Origin of the sequence: Collinsella aerofaciens, from assembly GCF_040915425.1 — a bacterium.
Taxonomy (GTDB): Bacteria; Actinomycetota; Coriobacteriia; order Coriobacteriales; family Coriobacteriaceae; genus Collinsella; species Collinsella aerofaciens_BW.
This window is the reverse complement of sequence record NZ_JBCPDN010000047.1, coordinates 1-18,378: the sequence shown is the minus strand read 5'-3', so window position 1 is coordinate 18,378 and position 18,378 is coordinate 1. Positions and strand designations below refer to the sequence as shown.

The following is an 18,378-nucleotide window of genomic DNA, read 5'->3' as shown; positions in this document are numbered from 1 at the left end:
GGTATCGGGTTCCCACATTCATCCGTACATGTACGGATGAATGTGGGAGGTGTTCGGATAAAGTCGATAATCAAGGCATTTGAAACAAACGCAAAAAAGTACTTGAAAAGACACGTTCCGACATATAAGTTGATAAAAGACCGCCGTTGCGGTTTTAAGTAGATCGAGCATATGAAGTTTGAGTTTTAGCGTGTAAGAGAAGGAAGATCGGCAAAGTACAACCCCAAACGCAATGACAACTTAATGAGGTGACTGCCACATGTGAGGCACCCAGGGCATTGCTGTCTCGATTTTGAGCACGATGCCTTCCGCCTTGCATGGGCCGTTCCATCCCGCCCCTGCAGCAACTGCCTCACGGGCTCATTGAAAACCGCATAGCACCCCAACGTCAGCACATCACCCACGGCAAGCACATCACTCACGACAACCAACACATCAACAAACAGCACGAACATCAACCGATTGGAGAAGCTATGACAAACCACCACGCTGAAGACAGCGATAAGAACAGCATTCTGGATGCCCGAATTGAGCGAGCATATGCAAACGAATATGATGCCGCCTTTGCCGCCGCGACCATCAAGAACCACGCGTCGCTACCGCTCGCGACGATCTTGGCCGACCATCCTCAACTGCTGAAGCGCTGCACAAAGATCATGGGCGACCCCGACATTCGCAAGCTGACAGACCCCTATGCCCCAAAACGCGACAACGATTCGCACGTTCTTACCGTAGGCTGCCTAGCCCATATGCTTACGGCGCTCGACACGAAACTCAAGCTCGAATGGGAACCCGACGAGCGTCATGAACTCGAAAGCAAGCGGAACACCCTGCGCACCGCACTGTTCCTTCCGCTGGACGGCCTCAAGCGCTGCAACGTCGAGCTCAATACACAGGCGCGGCAAAAGCCCGGGACCACGGGGCAGAAAACTCCAAGACCCCATGCGGCCATCGTCGACCGCAACCGATATAACCGCATGACCGCGCACTTTTCCGCCGAGGGAGCAGCCATAAGGACGCTGATCGATCTGCTGTGCCTCCTGAGCATCAACGAGCTATTTGAGGGCTATCTCGCCCTTGTTCCCGCGACGGCACCCAAGTCGGTAGCAAAGATCATCGAGACCTGCAGACGCCAGTTTGAGCGCCATCGCAATGGCAGCGAGATGAACGCCAGCATCGCGCAGTACTACGCGGCTCATTACAAAAATGACGGATGTGCCCCTGTCGAGCATCAGCTGCGGCTCGCCTACACCACGCCCGCCGCAACGCTCCATCGCTTTGGAGCCTTTGGTGCTTGCGAGCCGCACGAACAGGCAGCCTGCCCCACAACCGAGCTCGATCTCAGGCTCGGACGAGCCCTGTAGCCCGCCAGCCCCTCCGCGGGCAACAATCCTATTCCACAACACAACCAACAGAAAGGAGTCCTCATGGACACCAATCATTCCCCCATCATCAGTCCCCTCACCATGCGTGAATCCGCCCGAGGTATCACGCTCACCAGCATTTACGATGAGATGCTCGCCCGTCGCGAGCTCTCCGTCATGGGAAACATCGAAACCCCGATGGCCCACGACCTATGCCAGCAGATCCGCCTGCTCGATGCCACCGACCCCAGCCGCCCCATCACCATATTTGTCGCCAGCGCCGGCGGAAGCGTGCGATCGGGCCTTGCGATCTATGACGCCATGCGCCTCGCATCGTGCCCCATCCGCACCGTCTGCCTGGAATTCGCCGCGTCCATGGGCGCCGTGATCTTTATGGGCGGCGACGATCGCCGTATGGCGCCCCATGCAGAGCTCATGATTCACGACCCGCTGATCCCCCAGGGGGCAGGCGGCTCGGCACTTGCGCTGCAGGAAACCAGCCGGCGTCTCATGCAGACCCGCAAGACCCTCACGCAAATCCTCTCGGACCGCAGCGGCCTCACGCCCAAGCGCATCCAGTCCCTCACTGCAAAAGACACCTACCTTTCGGCCGAGCGCGCCGTCGAGCTCGGCTTTGCCCACGAAATCCTCTCGACCACCAAGGAGGTCGCCCATGTCTAACCTCGCCAGCCGCCTCGCCGCATCTGAGTCCGCATCGTCCACCATCCTCGCCAAGAATCGAACGCTTTCCTGCGACACCCGCCAAACGGGACTCAACAACAACGCACTTGTGATCGGCCCCTCGGGAGCCGGCAAGACCCGAAACGTCCTCAAGCCCAACCTGCTGCAAATGAACGCAAGCTACATCGTGCTCGACACCAAAGGCACGCTCTGTCGCGAAGTGGGACCCGTGCTGGCAGCCCACGGTTACCGCGTGCAATGTCTCAACTTCGCCGACCTCAACACCGTCCCGGCCCTTGCGCCCGGCATCGAGCGCTGCGGCTACAACCCCCTGAGGCACATTCGCCGCAAGGCGGACGGCAGGCCCAACCAGCAGGACATCCTCTCGGTGGCAAAGGCCATCTGCCCCATCGAGGACAACAACCAGCCTTTTTGGGATCATGCGGCGGCAAACCTGCTGTCGTGTCTTATCGCCTACGTCACCGAACAGCTGCCCGCCGACGAGCAGACGATCAGCTCGGTCATCAAGCTGATCGAGCACCTGCAGGACGGTGCCACGGGTCGATTGTTTGACGACCTGATCACGACCGACTCCCAAAGCTATGCCCTCTCGCTATGGCGGCGCTACGCCATTACGCAAAATGCCGAGCGCATGCACGCGAGCATCGTCGGCATCCTTGCCGAAAAGGTCATGTGTCTGGGATTCGACGGTGCGGCACAGCTCTATCGTGAGTGTCATCAGGTAGACTTCGCTTCCATGGGACACACCCCCTGCGCCCTGTTTGTAACCGTGAGCGATATTGACCGCAATCTCGATCCGCTGACCGGCCTCTTTATTTCGCAGGCGTTTATGGGCCTCATTCGTGAGGCCGATAGGCAGCCCGACGGCAGCCTGCCCGTGCCCGTGCGCTTTATGCTCGATGACTTCGCAAATCTGCAGATCCCCCAGATCGACAACGTGCTCTCGATTATCCGAAGCCGCAACATCTGGGCAACGCTGCTGCTGCAGTCGACCAACCAGCTCGATGCGCTCTATGGCGAGGCACGCGCACGCTCCATCATGGGCAACTGCGACACGCATCTGGTGCTGGCGTTCCAGGATCCCGAGAGTGCCCGGGTGTTTTCCGACCGCGCCGACGCGCTGCCCGGCACGCTCATGGCGACGCCGATCGATCGCTCATGGCTCTTTGTACGCGGTCGCACTCCCGAACAGGTCGAGCGCTTTAGGCTCGAAGACCATCCGCTCTACGGGGAGCTGCCCGAGGCGCAGCGAGGCCATGCGGAGGCCGAGATCTAGGCGCAGGGTTCTCGCAGCGCGCGGCGCCCCGGCGATGTTCCACAAAGGCCGTGCGCCCCGGGACCACGGCAAAGCAAAGGGGCCCGCATCCGATAGGATACGGGCCCCTGACTATAAGGCGCGGTGCGTTAACAGCAGCGACTACTTGCGATGCGCGCGATAGAACTCGATAAGCGCCTGGGTCGAAGCGTCCTGCTCGGCCTTTGCGGCGTCGTCGTGGAAGGCCGGGGTAATCTGCTTGGCAAGCTGCTTGCCCAGCTCAACGCCCCACTGGTCGTAGGAGTCGATGCCCCAGACCGTGCCCTCGACAAACGTGATGTGCTCGTACAGGGCGATGAGCTCGCCGAGCGCAAACGGGGTCAGCGTGTCGCCGAAGATCGAGGTCGTCGGACGGTTGCCCTCAAAGCAGCGGGCCGGGACGATCTGCTCGGGCGTGCCCTCGGCACGAACCTCGTCGGCCGTCTTGCCAAAGGCGAGCGCCTTGGTCTGGGCCAGGAAGTTGCCCAGGAACAGCTCGTGCACGTCCTGACCGCTATCGGTCGCAGGGTTGGCGGTATTGGCGAAAGCGATGAAATCGGCCGGAACCACCACGGTGCCCTGGTGCAGCAGCTGGTAGAAGGCATGCTGGCCGTTGGTGCCGGGCTCGCCCCAGAAGATCTCACCGGTGTCGGAGGTCACGGCGCTGCCGTCCCAGCGGACATGCTTGCCGTTGGACTCCATGGTGAGCTGCTGCAGGTAGGCCGGGAAACGGTGCAGGTACTGGCAATACGGAAGCACGGCGTGGCTCTTGGAACCGAAGAAGTTGACGTACCAGACGTTGAGCAGACCCATCAGCGCGACGGCGTTGTTCTCGAGCGGCGTGTTGCAGAAGTACTCGTCGATGGCGTGGAAGCCCTCGAGGAACTGCTGGAAGCGCTCGGGGCCGAGCACGACGATCAGCGACAGGCCCACGGCGGAGTCAACGGAATAGCGGCCACCGACCCAGTTCCAGAAACCGAAGGCGTTGGCGGGGTCGATACCGAAGGCCTCGACCTTCTCGAGTGCGGTGGAGACGGCGACGAAGTGCTTTGCCACGGCCTCGGCGTTCTGCTCATCGGAGCCGTCGATGGCGCCCTGAGCCTTGAGCTGCTCGAGCATCCAGGTCTTGACCTCGCGGGCGTTGGTGAGGGTCTCGAGCGTGGTGAAGGTCTTGGAGACGATGATCACGAGCGTAGTCTCGGGATCCAGGCCTTTGAGCTTCTCGGCCTGGTCGTTGGGGTCGATGTTGGAGATGTAGCGGCAGTCGATACCGGCGTCGGCATAGGGACGCAGGGCCTCGTAGGCCATGACCGGGCCCAGATCGGAGCCACCGATGCCGATGGACACCAGGTGCTCGATCTTCTTGCCGGTAACGCCCTTCCACTCACCGGAGCGCACGCGCTCGGCGAAGGCATACATGCGATCGAGGACCTCGTGCACGTCGGCGACGACGTCCTGGCCGTCGACGATGAGCTGGCCCTTCTCGGTTACCGGGCGGCGAAGCGCGGTGTGCAGGACGGCGCGGTCCTCGGTGGTGTTAATGTGCTCGCCGGAGAACATGGCGTCGCGGCGCTCCTCGAGCTTCACCTCGCGGGCAAGATCGCACAGCAGCTTGACGGTCTCATCGGTCACCAGGTTCTTCGAAAGATCGAAGTGCAGGTCACCGGCGTCAAAGCTCAGCTTGTTCACGCGGTCGGCATCGGCGGCGAACCAGGCCTTGAGGTCGATACCCTCGGCCTCGAGCTTCTCCTGATGAGCCTCGAGTGCCTTCCAAGCGGCAGTCGACGTAGCATCGATAGGTGCGGCAACAGTTGCCATAGAGTCCTCCTCAGCATACGGGCGCACGCCTCCATGCGCCCGGACATTCAGATGCCACTATTCTAGCGCAGGTCAATACTATAATCAGCGAGCGTTGCCAATCGGCCCCCAAACGGCAACCGATTAAAAAGGGACAGGCTTATTTTGGCAGGTCAAACGCTTTACCAACCAAAAATAACCCGTCCTTTTATGGCAAATATTAGGCCGCGGCGCAGACGCTACCGAGCAACTCACGCAGAGGAGACCCGATGCCCTCCAGCAGTTCGGGCGCGATAATGGCAAAAACGGGAACCTCACCGGTGCCCACGACAGCAGGCACCTTGCCCTCCGAGAGAATGCATCCATAAGGGACAAAACCGTCTTCGACGGCATCGAGCGCCGCCATGCGACGCGCGAGCTCACGCGCAAAGCCGGCAGTATCGGCATCGCCAATCGCCAGGACAAAGTCCACGCCTTCGTCGGTCGCCAGGGCCACGGCTTCGTCGATCAGCTCGTCTCCCCCGTCGCCCTCAAACGAGCCGCAGCGAAAAAGCACGCGCTCGAGCAGGGCTCGATCAAGCGAGCCAAGTGCCGCCGAGACAAGCTCATCGCGCGTATGCTTGTCACCGCCCAACACGACCAGCGCCTTGGTGCCACCGTAGTGAGCGACCAATCGTCCGCACCAGCGAGCCACGTCTCCATCCGCAACAAGGCGCGTCGGCATACCAAACCCATAATTGACCATCTTTCCCACAACCCTTCCGTGCGCGTAGGCGGTATCAATCGTTAGGCTCATGCTACGAAGCGAGGTTTTCCGAGCTGTTTCGCACTCTTTAGAGCTGCGTTAAAACCCGATCCAACGGCACGACCATACCTACCAAAACAAACCAGTCCCTTTTTGACAGGTTTTGACGACGTCCGGACGAGCGGGTATTATCGAACAAGTATTCGATAAGAACATGTGTTTGATGGGAGGGCTCGGATGGCGGGCGGGCAGCACACCTACATCTGCATCGACCTCAAGACGTTTTATGCCAGCGTCGAATGCGTCGACCGTGGGCTCAATCCGCTCACCACCAACCTGGTCGTTGCCGACGAATCGCGCGGACGCACGACCATCTGCCTCGCCATCACGCAGGCCATGAAGGACTTAGGGATTCACAATCGCTGCCGCCTATTTGAGATTCCCGATAGCATCGACTACATCAAGGCCGTACCGCGCATGCAGCACTACATGGAGGTGTCGGCGCAGATCTACGGTATCTACCTGGAATACGTCAGTCCGCAAGACGTTCACGTCTACTCAATTGACGAGTGCTTTATCGACGTGACACCCTATCTGGACCTTTATCACACCGATGCGGAAGGGCTCGCCTGCATGTTGCGCGACGAGGTCCTGGCGCGCACCGGCATCACGGCGACGGTCGGCATCGGCCCCAACCTATTCCAGGCCAAGGTTGCACTCGATATCACCGCCAAGCACGTACCCAGCCGCATCGGCATACTCGACGACGAGACCTTTCGCAAGGAAATCTGGCCCCATCGTCCCATCACCGATATCTGGGGCATCGGCCCCGGCGTGGCAGCACGACTCGAAAAATACGGCGTCTACGATCTGATGGGCGTCGCGGCGCTCGACGAAAACCTGCTTTACGACGAGCTCGGCGTCAATGCCGAGTATCTCATCGACCACGCCTTCGGACGCGAGCCGACAACCATCGCCGATATCCAAGCCTATCGCCCGCAAGCAACTTCGACCACTACAGGACAGGTGCTCTCGAAGGGCTATGCCTACGAGCAGGCCTACACCGTCTTGCGCGAGATGGTCGACAGTGCCGTGCTGGACTTGGTCGATAAGCACGTGGTATGTGACAGCATCTCGCTCTTTGTGGGCTACGCGAGCGAGCGCGCCGACATCCGCAGGCTTGATGCCAGCGGTACTGCACAATATGTGGACGGATGCGGACACCTGCGCTCGAGTACGTCGAGCATCGAACCCACCGCAACCGCCGGCCCCGAGCTCGCACCCCGTGCGCCCAAGCCCGTCCAGTGCGATGACGAAAGGCGTCGCCTGGTGCGCGAAGCGCAGGCAATCGATGGCATCTTTGTGGGAGAGCATGGCGGCAAACCGCGTGGTGGCTATGCCGCGCTCTTTGCACACTCCAACGCCTCGCGCAAGCTGCCCGAGCGCACCAATTCGTTTAAGAAGATCATGGGCTATTTCGATGACCTTTGGGCGCAAACGGTCGACCCTAAACGACCGGTCAAGCGAATCAACCTGGGCTTTGGCAACCTCATGCCCGAGGAATTTGCCACTATCGATCTGTTTAGCGATGTCGAGGCCGATGAGCGCGAGCGCGACCTGGCGCGCGCCGTCCTGGCTGTGAAAGGCAAGTACGGCAAGAACGCGCTCGTCAAGGGATTAAGCTTTACCGCCGGCGCCACCGCGCGCGAACGCAACGACCAAGTTGGAGGACACCGTGCCTAAACCCAAACAACAGCCCGTGCGCCCGCCGACCGCCTTCGAGCGCCTGGCGGACCCCGAGGGCAGACGCCGCGCCGCCGACCCCAACCTCACAGCCAACGGTGCCGTGCGCGCCAACCGCGCCGCACAGTTTATGCCCTTTGCCGCCCTCACGGGATACTACGAACTCGTGCGCAAGCAGGAAATCACCGTCGAGCCAAAACGTGAACTCACGGAAGAAAAAGCCCTCGTGCTTTCTAAAAAGCTCGAGGGTCTCAAACGTGGCGACCTGGTCCGCGTCACCTATTACGATACGTACGGCTATCGCTCCCGCACCGGCATCCTTGACGAGGTACTCCCTGCCTTCAGGCTCCTCAAGCTCAAAGATATCGCCATCGACTTCGACGATATCCAAGACATCGAGCTGCGCGGACGAGCCTAGACAAGGAAATGCATCCAAGACGGCGCTTACAGCGTCATGACGTAGTAGCCTGCGTCTTTCACGGCCGTCTCGAGGACACCGCGATCAACCGGCTGCTTAGAGCGCACGCGTGCCGTGTGGTCCGCATACGTCACCGTTGCCCACACGCCATCCAGTGCATTGAGGGCATTGGCTACGTTCTGAGCGCAGCCGTCACAGCTCATGCCGCCGATGAGCAGCTCATCGCTATAGGGGTAGTGTGACGCATCGGTATCCACCACAACAACCTTTTTGGCCTTCTTACCGCTCGCGCCATCGCTGCAGCAACTCTTCCCGTGTGTCGAAGCGGCAATACGACGCAGTCCAAAAAACATGCCGACGGCAATGACGGCCAGCACGATGAGATTCGCAGGGTTGAGCAAGTCACTCATGCGTTCCCCTTTCAAGTAGCCCTATCTAGATACCCCCATGGGGTGTCCCCATCTTAACCCAAAATCATGTCCGTTCGGTCAATTAGTTTCCCGCTTCAAACTTTTTTGTTGACCATGGCTTACTTTCGTGTATAAGTTTTCCTAGGCTAACAAGTGAGGGCTCGAAAGGGGCAACGTGACTCGAACCATTGACATCCCAACATACCAAACGGCTGTCGTGCGCAACTGCTCCCCTACGCTCGCAGGTATCAAGCCGGCTTCGCTCTTTACCTATCCCGGCGTTTACGTCAACCAAAACGGAAAACTCGGCGTCGCTCAAATCGAAGAGCGACGCTCTCGCCTGCTCGCCGTCATAGCCCAATGCAACCGCGAGCTCCAGCCGCTCGGAATCCATATGAGCGTTTTGGTCTGGCGCCCCTGCGGAGCGCTCATCTATGTGTACCGCCCTGCGGACCTCATGCGATACCTCTCCGACCCCCGCGCCACGACGGCGCTTGTCGCCGAAGGTTACGATGTCCACAACCTGCCCGCATCCCTGGTGCATCTCGCCGCGCGCATCACGCTGGCAAGCAGCAATGCCGCAGAAAGCGCCTATGACGGCAGTGTCTGCGCACTCGCGCGAAATAGGCACTGCGATACGGGGTGCATGTGCGAGTTCCCCCACGAAATTGGCTATTTTTTGGGCTATCCCTACGAAGATGTCCATCAGTTTATCGTCCAGCACGGCGAAAACTATAAGGTCTTTGGCGCCTGGAAGGTATACACAAACGTCGAACAGGCGCTCACGACCTTCGATTCCTATCGTGCATGCACGCAATACCTTACCTACATCTATCAGCAGGGCTGCAGCTTGGCGCAACTTGCCCAGGCAACCCGATAGAACATAGAAGCCGCGGCAAGCTGCCGCACAACTGAAAGGACTCAACATGAGCAAGATCGCCGTCGTCTACTGGAGCGGCACGGGCAACACCGAGGCCATGGCAAACCTCGTCGCCGAAGGCGCCACGTCCGCGGGTGCCGAGGCAGAGGTCATCTCCTGCGCCGACTTCTCCGCAGACAAGGCCGAAGGCTATGACGCCATCGCCTTCGGCTGCCCCGCCATGGGCTCCGAGGAACTCGAGTACGATGAGTTCCAGCCGATGTGGGACGAGGTCAAGGAGACTCTCGGCGACAAGAAGGTCGTCCTCTTTGGCTCCTATTCATGGGCCGAGGGCGAGTGGATGGACAACTGGAAGGCCGACGCCGACGATGCCGGCGTCAACGTCGTGGACTCCACCATCTGCTACGACGCGCCCGACGACGAGGGCGAGACCGCTTGCAAGGCCCTCGGAGCCGAGCTCGCGTAACGAACCCAGGGCTTCCAAAAGAGCCTGCATCAAAGCACATCCCCATCCCTACAAAAGAGCGGGGGCTGGATTCAAGTCCAGCCCCCGCTCTTTTGTAACGGCAGTTACATCAACCGGCTACGAGATATTGCCCAAGAACGCCTTGGTGCGCTCGCTCTTAGGATGGTCGAAGACCTCGCTCGGCGTACCCTCTTCCACAATGACGCCACCGTCCATAAAGACGACGCGGTCGGCGACATCGCGGGCAAAGCCCATCTCGTGCGTCACGACGATCATGGTCATACCGTCGTGCGCCAGGTCGCGCATGACGCCCAGGACGTCGCGCACGAGCTCAGGGTCGAGCGCCGAGGTGGCCTCGTCAAAGAGCATGACGTGCGGGTTCATCGACAGGGCGCGGGCGATGGCAACGCGCTGCTGCTGGCCGCCCGAAAGCTGACTCGGCATAAAATCGATGCGCTCAGCAAGACCGACCTTGGTCAGCTCCTCGACGGCGATCTTCTCGGCCTCTTCCTTGCTGCGCTTGAGCACCTTTTGTTGCGCAAGCATGACGTTCTTTTTGACCGACAGGTGCGGGAACAAATTGAACTGCTGGAACACCATACCCAGATGCGTACGCACTTTGTTGAGGTCGACACCCTTGGCGCACACATCCACGCCCTCAACGATAATCGAGCCACTCGTGGGATGCTCCAGACGATTGATGCAGCGAAGCATCGTCGACTTGCCCGAGCCCGAGGGGCCCAAGACCACAACGACCTCACCCTTGTGCACATCCAGATCGATATCGCGCAGGACCACGTTGTCGCCAAAGGCCTTCTGGAGGTTCTTGATACTGACGACGACCTCGTTCGAGTTATTGGTTTCGCTCATGATAGGACCTCCTTACAGACCGGCGATGTGATCGGCAGGCGTCGCGACAACCTGTCCGGCGCTCTTGGCGGGACGCTTCTTCTTGGTCTCGGCCGTGCCCAAAAGCCTCGCCTCAAGACCGCTCACCAAGCGAGCGAGCGGCAGGGTGATGACCAGATAGAACAGGGCGGCAACCACATACGGCGTGATGGAGCCCGTCGTGGCCACGATGGTGCGGGCATTCATGACGATCTCGACCACGCCCACGGCCGCAAGCAGAGACGTATCCTTGTAAAGCAGGATAAATTCACTGGTCAGCGTAGGCAGGACATTACGGAACGTCTGCGGAATCATGACATAGAGCAGCGTCTGGAACGCGTTCATGCCCAGCGAACGAGCAGCCTCGTTTTGGCCCTTGGGGATCGATTGAATACCGGCACGGAAGATCTCACACAGGTACGCAGACGAGTTCATGGCCATGACGATGACGCCGAGCACGTAGTCATCAACCTTGACGCCGGCAAGCGGCAGACCGAAGAACGCGATATAGATCTGCAGGAACGCCGGCGTACCACGGATGATATTCACATAGATGCCGGCAAGGCAACGAAGGATGCGCGACTTGGAAATGCGCATGAGCGATAGGGCGAAACCGAAGGGAATTGCCAGCGGAAACGCCACAAGCACGATCGAGAGCGACATGAGGAAGCCCTTGAAGACGATCGGCAGGCTCTGGACCAAAATGACCGGGTTCAAGAACAGGCGCAGGAACATATTGGAGTTCCAGGCCTCGACCCACGGCTGCTCCTTAAGATCGGCCAGGAAGTTATCGAAGGCCGTCACGCCCTTGATCTCCACCGACGGAATCTTGGAGATCTTCTTGGTCGACCCGTCAGCGAGCGTATAGGTGCCGCTAAAGGCCTCATCGCCGCCCTCGACGGGAAACGTCACACCATAAACCTCGACACGGAAAAAGCCGCCGGCAGGCGCCGTCTCGCCAAAGTCAATCTTGAGCGTCTGGCCGTCAGCCTTGCACGTGGGTTTCATGGGCGTACGATCCATGAGGTCCTCGCCCGAGAGCATCGTCAATCGCGTGTCATCGGTACCAAACGTCGTGCCGTCGACAAACGTCAGCGAAAGACCGCTCAGCTCCTCATCGGCATCGGCCTGGACCTCCCAGGTAATGCGCGTCTCGGTACCGCCGACCACAGCGCTGCCCGAACCGGTGTTGGGTCGAGCGGTAATCTTTGCGGTCTCAAGCGCCTGGGCGGTCGTGGGCGCATATGTCCCCACACACACCAGCGCGAGCGCCACGGCCATGACGCAGACTAGCTTTTGGAGCAAGGCGGGCAGTGGAAAACGCTGCTCCGCAGCCCCTTTGTTCAGTCGAGACAAGGTGGCTCCTATCGTAGAAGTTGCCGGCAAAACGAGACGGAAATGCTCTCCGTCAAGAGAAGCGCAAAGGCCCTCTCCGCCAAAGCGGAAAGGGCCCGCGAGCAATCAAGTAGCTATTTTACTTGATATTGTACTTAGCCATGAGGGCGTCAACGGTACCGTCGTCGGTCAGGTCCTTGATGGCCTGGTTGATGTCGTCCTTGAGCTTGGTGTTGCCCTGGTTGATGGCGATGGCGTACTCCTCGCCGGTGCTAATCTGCTTAATGGTCTGGCAGGTGTTGAACTGCTCGGCGGTCAGCTGGCTGGCAACGGAGCGGTTGGTGACTACGGCGTCGCCCTTATCGGACTGCAGGGCGCTGAAGCACTCGGTGGCGTCCTTGTAGGGGACAATCTTGGCCTTGGGGAAGTTCTCCTGGGCAAAGGACTCGGCGGTCGAGCCAGACTGGACGATGATGGTAGCGTCGGCGTTGTTGAGCTTCTCGCTGTAGTTGTCGGCCGTGATGTCGGTGTTATCGACCTTGGTCACGATAGCCTGATCGTCCATGTAGTAAGAATCGGAGAAAGTGACTTCCTTCTCACGCTCGGGCGTGTCGGTGATAGCCGCGATGGAGACGTCATATTTGGCGCCCGAAGCGACGCCCGGAACAAGCGTGTCAAAGTCATTGTTGACATACTCGACATCCAGGCCCAGCTTGTCGCCGATAGCCTTGATGAGCTCAAGGTCAAAGCCCTGATAATCGCCGTTGTCATCCTTGTACTCAAACGGAGCGTACTCGGCAGAGGTGCCGACGGTCAGCGTACCGTCCTTGACGAGTGCGTACTCCTTGGAGCCGTCGACCTTCTCGACCTTAGCGTCGTCAGAGCTGCTGGAACCGGCATTAGAACCAGAGGTGGCGTTGGACGAGCCGCAGCCCGTCAGAGCGAGGGCGAGCGCCATAGCACCCGTGGCGGCAAATGCGCCAAGCTTCTTCAGCTTCATAATCAGTCTCCTTCCGGTGACCTCGTTTGATTCAGAGGTCTGCAAAAACTGTTGGCTATTATGCACCCGGAATTACGAATCTGCAATGAGAAAACTGATTGAAACAAACCCATAACGTGAATTGAATACTCTACTTTGTGACAGTCGTTACTGCTGCAATGACCTTAATAGTCTAATTTCAGCTGCATAACCTGCAAGTTCGTTCGGAGTCTCCAAAATAAACGGCAGCGAACGCAAACGGCCATTCGATACAATATTCTGCATAACCTGCATACCGCCACCAAATTCCTCGCCGCCAAGGTATCCCTTGCCGATGCACTCGTGACGATCTTTATGGGCGCCACAAGGGTTCTTCGAATCGTTGATGTGTACGGCATGCAAGCGATCGATACCCACCACGCGGTCGAACTCGTCGAGTACGCCGTCCAGATCATGGATGATGTCGTAGCCGGCATCGCTCACATGGCAGGTGTCCAAACAAACGCCCAGCTTATCGGACAGCTCTGGGCACTTGGCGGCAACGCCCTCGATAATGCACGCCAGTTCTTCAAAGCTACGGCCCACCTCGGTGCCCTTGCCTGCCATGGTCTCAAGCAATACCGTCGTCTGCTGTCCCTCAAACATCACCTGGCACAGCGTGTCGACAATCATCTGAATGCCGACGTCTGCCCCCTGTCCCACATGCGCACCGGGATGAAAATTGTAGTAGTTGCCGGGCAGTGCTTCCATGCGCTGCAGATCCTCGGCCATGGCCTCCAGGGCAAACTCGCGCGCTCGCTCCTTAGCGGAGCAGGGGTTATAGGTATACGGGGCATGCGCCACCAGCGGTCCAAAGTCGTTTTGCGCCATAAGCTCGCGCAGAGCCGCCACGTCATCCATGTCAAGGTCTTTTGCCTTGCCACCGCGCGGGTTGCGCGTAAAGAACGCAAAGGTATTGGCGCCAATGGACAACGCCGTCTCTCCCATTGCCCGATAGCCCTTCGTCGTCGAAAGATGACATCCGATCGTCAGCATCTCCAACTCCCCCTCATCAGTTGCGGTGAAATACGGTCTATTGGTGCCTTATTTTGGCGCAAACAGACCGTATTCCACCGCAAGTTATAAAAGGGGCATCAGAGATGTGGGCCGCCAGGCACCACGGGCGCCGGCGTCATGATCCCCTACGCGTCAGCGCCAAGTCCTAGAGGGCTAGACGGATTGCATCGATGATGTGCGCGCAGCGCTGCGTGGCGGCAAGGGGCATGACGGGACTCTCGAGTTTCCCCGCCTGAATGAGCTGCGTCGCATGCTGGATTTCGCCGTAGAAATCATCGATCTCAAACGGGGCATTTATTTCTAGCGTTCGACCGTCGGAATACTTCACATGAGCGCGCTCGGGGCGATGGAGACGCTCGATTTCCAACGAGCCCCGCTCACAGGCAATCGTTAAGCGGCTTTCATATGTTGCTTTGCCGTCGCACGCCATATGAATGGGTATACCGCCGACGCTCATATGGATCTCGTCGGCCCAATCGACGCGGCCGCCCGATACGTCACGCCAGCGAACTTCACGGGACGAAACCTCGCACGCGCCCGCGAGCAAATCCTCAAACCAACCAACCGCATAGCAGCCCATGTCATATAGACAGCCGCCCTGCAACGGATCAAGCAGATAGCCCGAAGGAGACTCGCCGTAATCGAGCTTTTGTACGCTTTCAATCGAGACAATACGGCCAAGCTCACCCGACGCAAGCAAGTCTTTCACGCGAGCGTGCATCGGGCAAAACCGATTCTTCATCGCCTCCATAAACAGCACGCCGCGCTCGCGAGAGGTGGAGGCAATCGAGAGAGCCTCTTCCTCACTCAAAACGGCCGGCTTTTCGCACAGCACGGCCTTTCCGGCGCGCAGCGCGCGACAGGCCCAACGCGTATGCATGCCATGCGGAAGAGCCAAGTAGATTGCGTCGACATCGGGGTCGGCAATCAGCGCATCATAAGCCACATCGCCGCTATCGTCAGCCGTGGCATAACTGTGCGCGGCATCAATCGAAAACGCCCTGCAAAACTCCTCAACATGCGAAGGAGTGCGGCCGGCAGCAGCCACAAGCCGTGCCCCGTCCACCTCCTTGAGCGACGATGCAAATCGATGCGAAATGTGTCCAGCGCCCAAAACGCCCCAACAAACCTCACGCAAATCATCACATGAATCCCGATGACCCACGACAGCCCCCTTCAGTTGCGGTGAAATAGTTCCTGTTTGGCCCCTATTCTGCCGCAAACAGGAACTATTCCACCGCAAGTTATAAAAGGGTCATGAGGAGCGTGTTTTGCCGAAGACTTTAAGCATGGCCGTTACGGGGCCCGGCTGGAAGCGCCGGCGCACGTCATCGAGACGCTCGGGAATATCGATGTGCTGCGGGCAGTGACGTGCGCATTTACCGCACTTGACGCAATTGCTCACCAGCTTGGGCTCGCTCGTGCGCACCGCACTCGCCGTAAAGTATTGCGACAGCCCCGTAAACCAGCTGTGCGCATAGCTCGCGTTGTAGGCGGCAAAGCAGCCGGGAATGTTGATACCCTTGGGACATGGCATGCAGTAGCCGCATCCCGTGCAGGGCACGCGGTTCGTTTTCTCAAACTCTTCCAGCACGCGCGCAATCGTGTCGAGCTGGTTGGCAGTCATCGAATTCGGCAACGCGAGGTCTGCCAGTGACGAATTCTCATCCACCTGCGCGATATCGGTCATACCCGAAAGCAGCATCGTCACCTGAGGATGATTCCACACCCACGAAAGACCCCAGGCGGCAGGAGTGCGCAAATGCGGGTCACGGGCACTATCGAGCACAGCGCGGGCCCGTGGCGGCAGCTTGCCCGCTAAACGCCCGCCCAGCAGCGGCTCCATCACAAACACCGCGAGGCCTCGCTCGGCGGCGGCCATGAGCCCCGCTGTTCCCGCCTGATATCGCTCTCCAGCGTAATTGTACTGGATCTGGCAAAAGTCCCACTCATACGCATCGAGCATCGTCAGGAAATCCGCCGCGCTGCCGTGGTACGAAAAGCCTATCTGACGAATACGCCCTGCAGCCTTTTGGCGCGCAATCCAGTCCTCGATGCCCAGCGCCACCACGCGCTCCCACTGCGCAGGCGAGGTGATGTTGTGCATAAGGTAATAGTCGATATGGTCGGTCTGCAGGCGGCGCAGCTGCTCGTCGAAAAACCGATTGAAATCCTCCGCGCATTTGCACGAAGCATGCGGCAGCTTGGTTGCGAGCAAAACCTGGTCGCGCAAGCCCAGGCGTTCGAGCGAAGCGCCCACGCAAGCCTCGTTGCCGGGATAGAGATAGGCCGTGTCCAGATAATTAATCCCCTGCTCCACCGCACGGGAGATGATGGCATCGGCCGTCTTCGCATCGGGGTGTCCCGGCGCACCGGGAAACCTCATGCAGCCCAGACCCAGAGCGGATATTCGGTTACCACTTTTGGGGTCAACACGGTATTGCACGGCCCCTCCCTTCGCCATCAGCGCCCCGGCAAGGCGAAACACAATGGTCACGCAGCCGAAACATCGTGGAATCGCAATCGAGAACGTATCGTAACGCAGCAGAAATCGAGCTGTCACGGCACCGCTTTAACATCAGCAAAAAGCCCGATGAAAGGAGCCGGGCATGACCACGCGCGAGGACGCCTACCCCCTACCCCGGCGAGCAATACATCCTCTCGGTCGACCGCTATCAGATCGAGGTCATGGACCATCTGGACGAGCTTCCCGCCACGGGTGCCGTCATCTTCTGCACCTTCCCCAAGGTCCGCGATGGCGTCGGATACCCCGCCCGCGTCTTTGCGGTCTGCCCTGCAGCGTAGCGTCCAGGTAAACGTTTCTTTTTTATAACAGCCGCCCCGCGCACCCACCAATCACCCTGGCAGCATACAATCCATCAGGCGCCCCTTACGCGGGCGCCTTTTACATGGGGAGATGATTCACATGCAGATCAACAAGGTCGCCTTTATCGGCAAGGGCGGCGTCGGCCTGCTCTACGGCAGCATGATCGCCCGGGCGCTCGGCAACGACGCCGTCGAATACGTCATGGATGATGCCCGTTTTGAGCGTCATGCGAACGACGCGCTCACCGTCAACGGCAAGCCCTGCGATCTCACGTCCGTCCGTGCCAGCGAGGCGACGCCCGCCGATCTGGTCATCCTGACAGTCAAGACCACCGGTCTCGACCAAGCACTCAAGACTATGGAGCGCGTCGTGGGACCCAACACGCTCATCGCCTCGCTGTGCAACGGCATTACGAGCGAGCAAAAGATTGCCGAACGCTTTGGCTGGGAGCATACCGTTCTTGGTATCTGCCAGGGCATGGACGCCGTGTTTCTCAACGGCGCGCTCACCTTTACCAATGCGGGCGAAATCCGCTTTGGCGCGGCGGCCGGCACGAACCCCGCAACCATCACCGCGATCGACGAGCTCTATACGCGCTGCGGCATCGCCCATACCGTCGAGGACGACATCGCCCACCGCATGTGGGCCAAACTCATGCTCAACGACGGCATCAACCAGACCTGCATGGCCTACGGCGGGACCTACGGAAGCGCCACGGAGCCGGGCTCCGAGCAGCGTCACTGCTTTGTTTCCGCCATGCGCGAAACGCTTGCGGTCGCCAACGCCGAGGGCGTTGAACTGACCGAGGCAGACCTGACGCAAATGGTGCACCTCATCGAGGGAATCGACCCCGCCGGTATGCCCTCGATGGCTCAAGACCGCATCGCAAGGCGCAAAACCGAGGTTGATGAGTTCGCGGGCACCATCTGCCGCCTCGCAACCAAACACGATATCCAGGCACCGCAAAACGAGTGGCTCTATCGGCGCATCCGCGATATCGAGAAAAGCTGGTAGCGCCGACGCGCCGCATTCAACAGCCTTAACAGCAAAACCGCCGCAAGGGAACCTTTCCCCTGCGGCGGCCTTCATCTTCGTCTATGACCGGCGGCCGATCTCACAACAGTTAGCGTTGCGACCCCGGCACCTCGTCCTCATCGTCGCGGCAAAGAACCACGCCTGCGCTTCCCAGCAGCGTGGCCGCGATCAGCGCGCCGACCACGATAGGAGCAGCCCCGCATGTCCCCTGCATGCCCGCGACGAGCGCGGCCGTGGGACCAAGGCAGCCAAGCATCAACGCGACGGCGGCAACGGCAATATCTCGAGCATTCACAAGACCACTTCCTCCAAGAGAAAGACCTTATTTCTCAAGAACCAGTGTGCCCCGCATCCATACGCCCAGGCTTATAGGACAAAATGTGTGTCCCGATAGAACACCCGTTTCCATCCATTAATCCAGCCAGAACGGGTACGGGTC

At 59.4% G+C, this 18,378-nt stretch carries 18 protein-coding genes; 8 read left to right on the top strand and 10 right to left on the bottom strand.

The features are described from left to right. The first annotated feature begins 317 nt into the window (after positions 1-317). From AB5164_RS07270 to AB5164_RS07260, 3 genes are all read left to right on the top strand, one after another. The gene (locus AB5164_RS07270; protein ID WP_368142970.1) at positions 318-1,364 is read left to right on the top strand and encodes a hypothetical protein; all 1,047 of its coding nucleotides are present in this window, start codon (positions 318-320) and stop codon (positions 1,362-1,364) included. A 63-nt stretch (positions 1,365-1,427) separates the two neighbouring features. Further along, positions 1,428-2,045 carry an ATP-dependent Clp protease proteolytic subunit gene (locus AB5164_RS07265; protein ID WP_022094432.1) on the top strand — a complete coding sequence of 206 codons (618 nt, stop codon included), beginning with the start codon at positions 1,428-1,430 and terminating at the stop codon, positions 2,043-2,045. Then, positions 2,038-3,342: a VirD4-like conjugal transfer protein, CD1115 family gene (locus AB5164_RS07260; protein WP_368142972.1), complete on the top strand. Its 1,305-nt coding sequence runs from the start codon at positions 2,038-2,040 to the stop codon at positions 3,340-3,342. Before AB5164_RS07265 ends, AB5164_RS07260 begins: the two co-directional genes overlap by 8 nt. Positions 3,343-3,483: 141 nt before the next feature. On the opposite strand, the gene pgi is transcribed toward AB5164_RS07260, so the two are convergent. Then, the gene (gene pgi / locus AB5164_RS07255) at positions 3,484-5,178 is read right to left on the bottom strand and encodes a glucose-6-phosphate isomerase (RefSeq protein ID WP_368142973.1); all 1,695 of its coding nucleotides are present in this window, start codon (positions 5,176-5,178) and stop codon (positions 3,484-3,486) included. Positions 5,179-5,377: 199 nt separating this feature from the next. Next, positions 5,378-5,902 (bottom strand): iron-containing alcohol dehydrogenase, encoded by a 525-nt coding sequence (locus tag AB5164_RS07250; RefSeq protein ID WP_349115108.1) that lies wholly within the window; start codon positions 5,900-5,902, stop codon positions 5,378-5,380. Between the two features lie 237 nt (positions 5,903-6,139). Between AB5164_RS07250 and AB5164_RS07245 the strand changes: the two genes are divergently transcribed. Together AB5164_RS07245 and AB5164_RS07240 are read left to right on the top strand one after the other, a co-directional pair. After that, positions 6,140-7,645 carry a Y-family DNA polymerase gene (locus AB5164_RS07245; protein WP_349115109.1) on the top strand — a complete coding sequence of 502 codons (1,506 nt, stop codon included), beginning with the start codon at positions 6,140-6,142 and terminating at the stop codon, positions 7,643-7,645. Continuing rightward, entirely contained in the window at positions 7,638-8,063 is a 426-nt protein-coding gene (locus AB5164_RS07240) for a hypothetical protein (protein WP_316366367.1), read from the top strand. Before AB5164_RS07245 ends, AB5164_RS07240 begins: the two co-directional genes overlap by 8 nt. 26 nt (positions 8,064-8,089) lie before the next feature. Here the strand turns inward: AB5164_RS07240 and AB5164_RS07235 are convergent, their stop codons facing one another. Further along, complete coding sequence (locus AB5164_RS07235) at positions 8,090-8,473, bottom strand: heavy-metal-associated domain-containing protein (RefSeq protein WP_117766094.1); 384 nt, start codon at positions 8,471-8,473, stop codon at positions 8,090-8,092. A 175-nt stretch (positions 8,474-8,648) separates the two neighbouring features. On the opposite strand from AB5164_RS07235, the gene AB5164_RS07230 reads away from it, so the two are divergent. Next, positions 8,649-9,353: a DUF3793 family protein gene (locus AB5164_RS07230; RefSeq protein WP_368142976.1), complete on the top strand. Its 705-nt coding sequence runs from the start codon at positions 8,649-8,651 to the stop codon at positions 9,351-9,353. A gap of 46 nt (positions 9,354-9,399) precedes the next feature. Beyond that, positions 9,400-9,819 (top strand): flavodoxin, encoded by a 420-nt coding sequence (locus tag AB5164_RS07225; RefSeq protein WP_368142977.1) that lies wholly within the window; start codon positions 9,400-9,402, stop codon positions 9,817-9,819. Positions 9,820-9,936: 117 nt separating this feature from the next. Here the strand turns inward: AB5164_RS07225 and AB5164_RS07220 are convergent, their stop codons facing one another. The 6 genes from AB5164_RS07220 to AB5164_RS07195 form a co-directional block, all read right to left on the bottom strand. Further along, on the bottom strand, positions 9,937-10,689 hold the full coding sequence (locus tag AB5164_RS07220; protein ID WP_117770154.1) for an amino acid ABC transporter ATP-binding protein: 753 nt from the start codon (positions 10,687-10,689) through the stop codon (positions 9,937-9,939). Between the two features lie 12 nt (positions 10,690-10,701). Further along, positions 10,702-12,063: an ABC transporter permease subunit gene (locus tag AB5164_RS07215; protein ID WP_368142978.1), complete on the bottom strand. Its 1,362-nt coding sequence runs from the start codon at positions 12,061-12,063 to the stop codon at positions 10,702-10,704. 118 nt (positions 12,064-12,181) lie between these two features. Continuing rightward, the gene (locus AB5164_RS07210) at positions 12,182-13,042 is read right to left on the bottom strand and encodes an ABC transporter substrate-binding protein (protein ID WP_152067906.1); all 861 of its coding nucleotides are present in this window, start codon (positions 13,040-13,042) and stop codon (positions 12,182-12,184) included. A 147-nt stretch (positions 13,043-13,189) separates the two neighbouring features. After that, positions 13,190-14,056: a deoxyribonuclease IV gene (locus AB5164_RS07205; protein WP_152067907.1), complete on the bottom strand. Its 867-nt coding sequence runs from the start codon at positions 14,054-14,056 to the stop codon at positions 13,190-13,192. A gap of 166 nt (positions 14,057-14,222) precedes the next feature. Beyond that, a complete protein-coding gene (locus tag AB5164_RS07200; protein ID WP_349090825.1) occupies positions 14,223-15,242 on the bottom strand; it encodes a Gfo/Idh/MocA family protein in 1,020 nt (339 codons plus the stop codon). Positions 15,243-15,332: 90 nt separating this feature from the next. Further along, a complete protein-coding gene (locus tag AB5164_RS07195; RefSeq protein WP_368142980.1) occupies positions 15,333-16,523 on the bottom strand; it encodes an aldo/keto reductase in 1,191 nt (396 codons plus the stop codon). A gap of 480 nt (positions 16,524-17,003) precedes the next feature. Here AB5164_RS07195 and AB5164_RS07190 point away from each other — a divergent pair, with 480 nt between their 5' ends. Next, the gene (locus AB5164_RS07190; RefSeq protein WP_349090827.1) at positions 17,004-17,918 is read left to right on the top strand and encodes a ketopantoate reductase family protein; all 915 of its coding nucleotides are present in this window, start codon (positions 17,004-17,006) and stop codon (positions 17,916-17,918) included. 109 nt (positions 17,919-18,027) lie between these two features. Here the strand turns inward: AB5164_RS07190 and AB5164_RS07185 are convergent, their stop codons facing one another. Next, positions 18,028-18,234, bottom strand: coding sequence for a hypothetical protein (locus AB5164_RS07185; RefSeq protein ID WP_238022794.1), 207 nt, complete (start codon positions 18,232-18,234; stop codon positions 18,028-18,030). Positions 18,235-18,378: the final 144 nt, after the last annotated feature.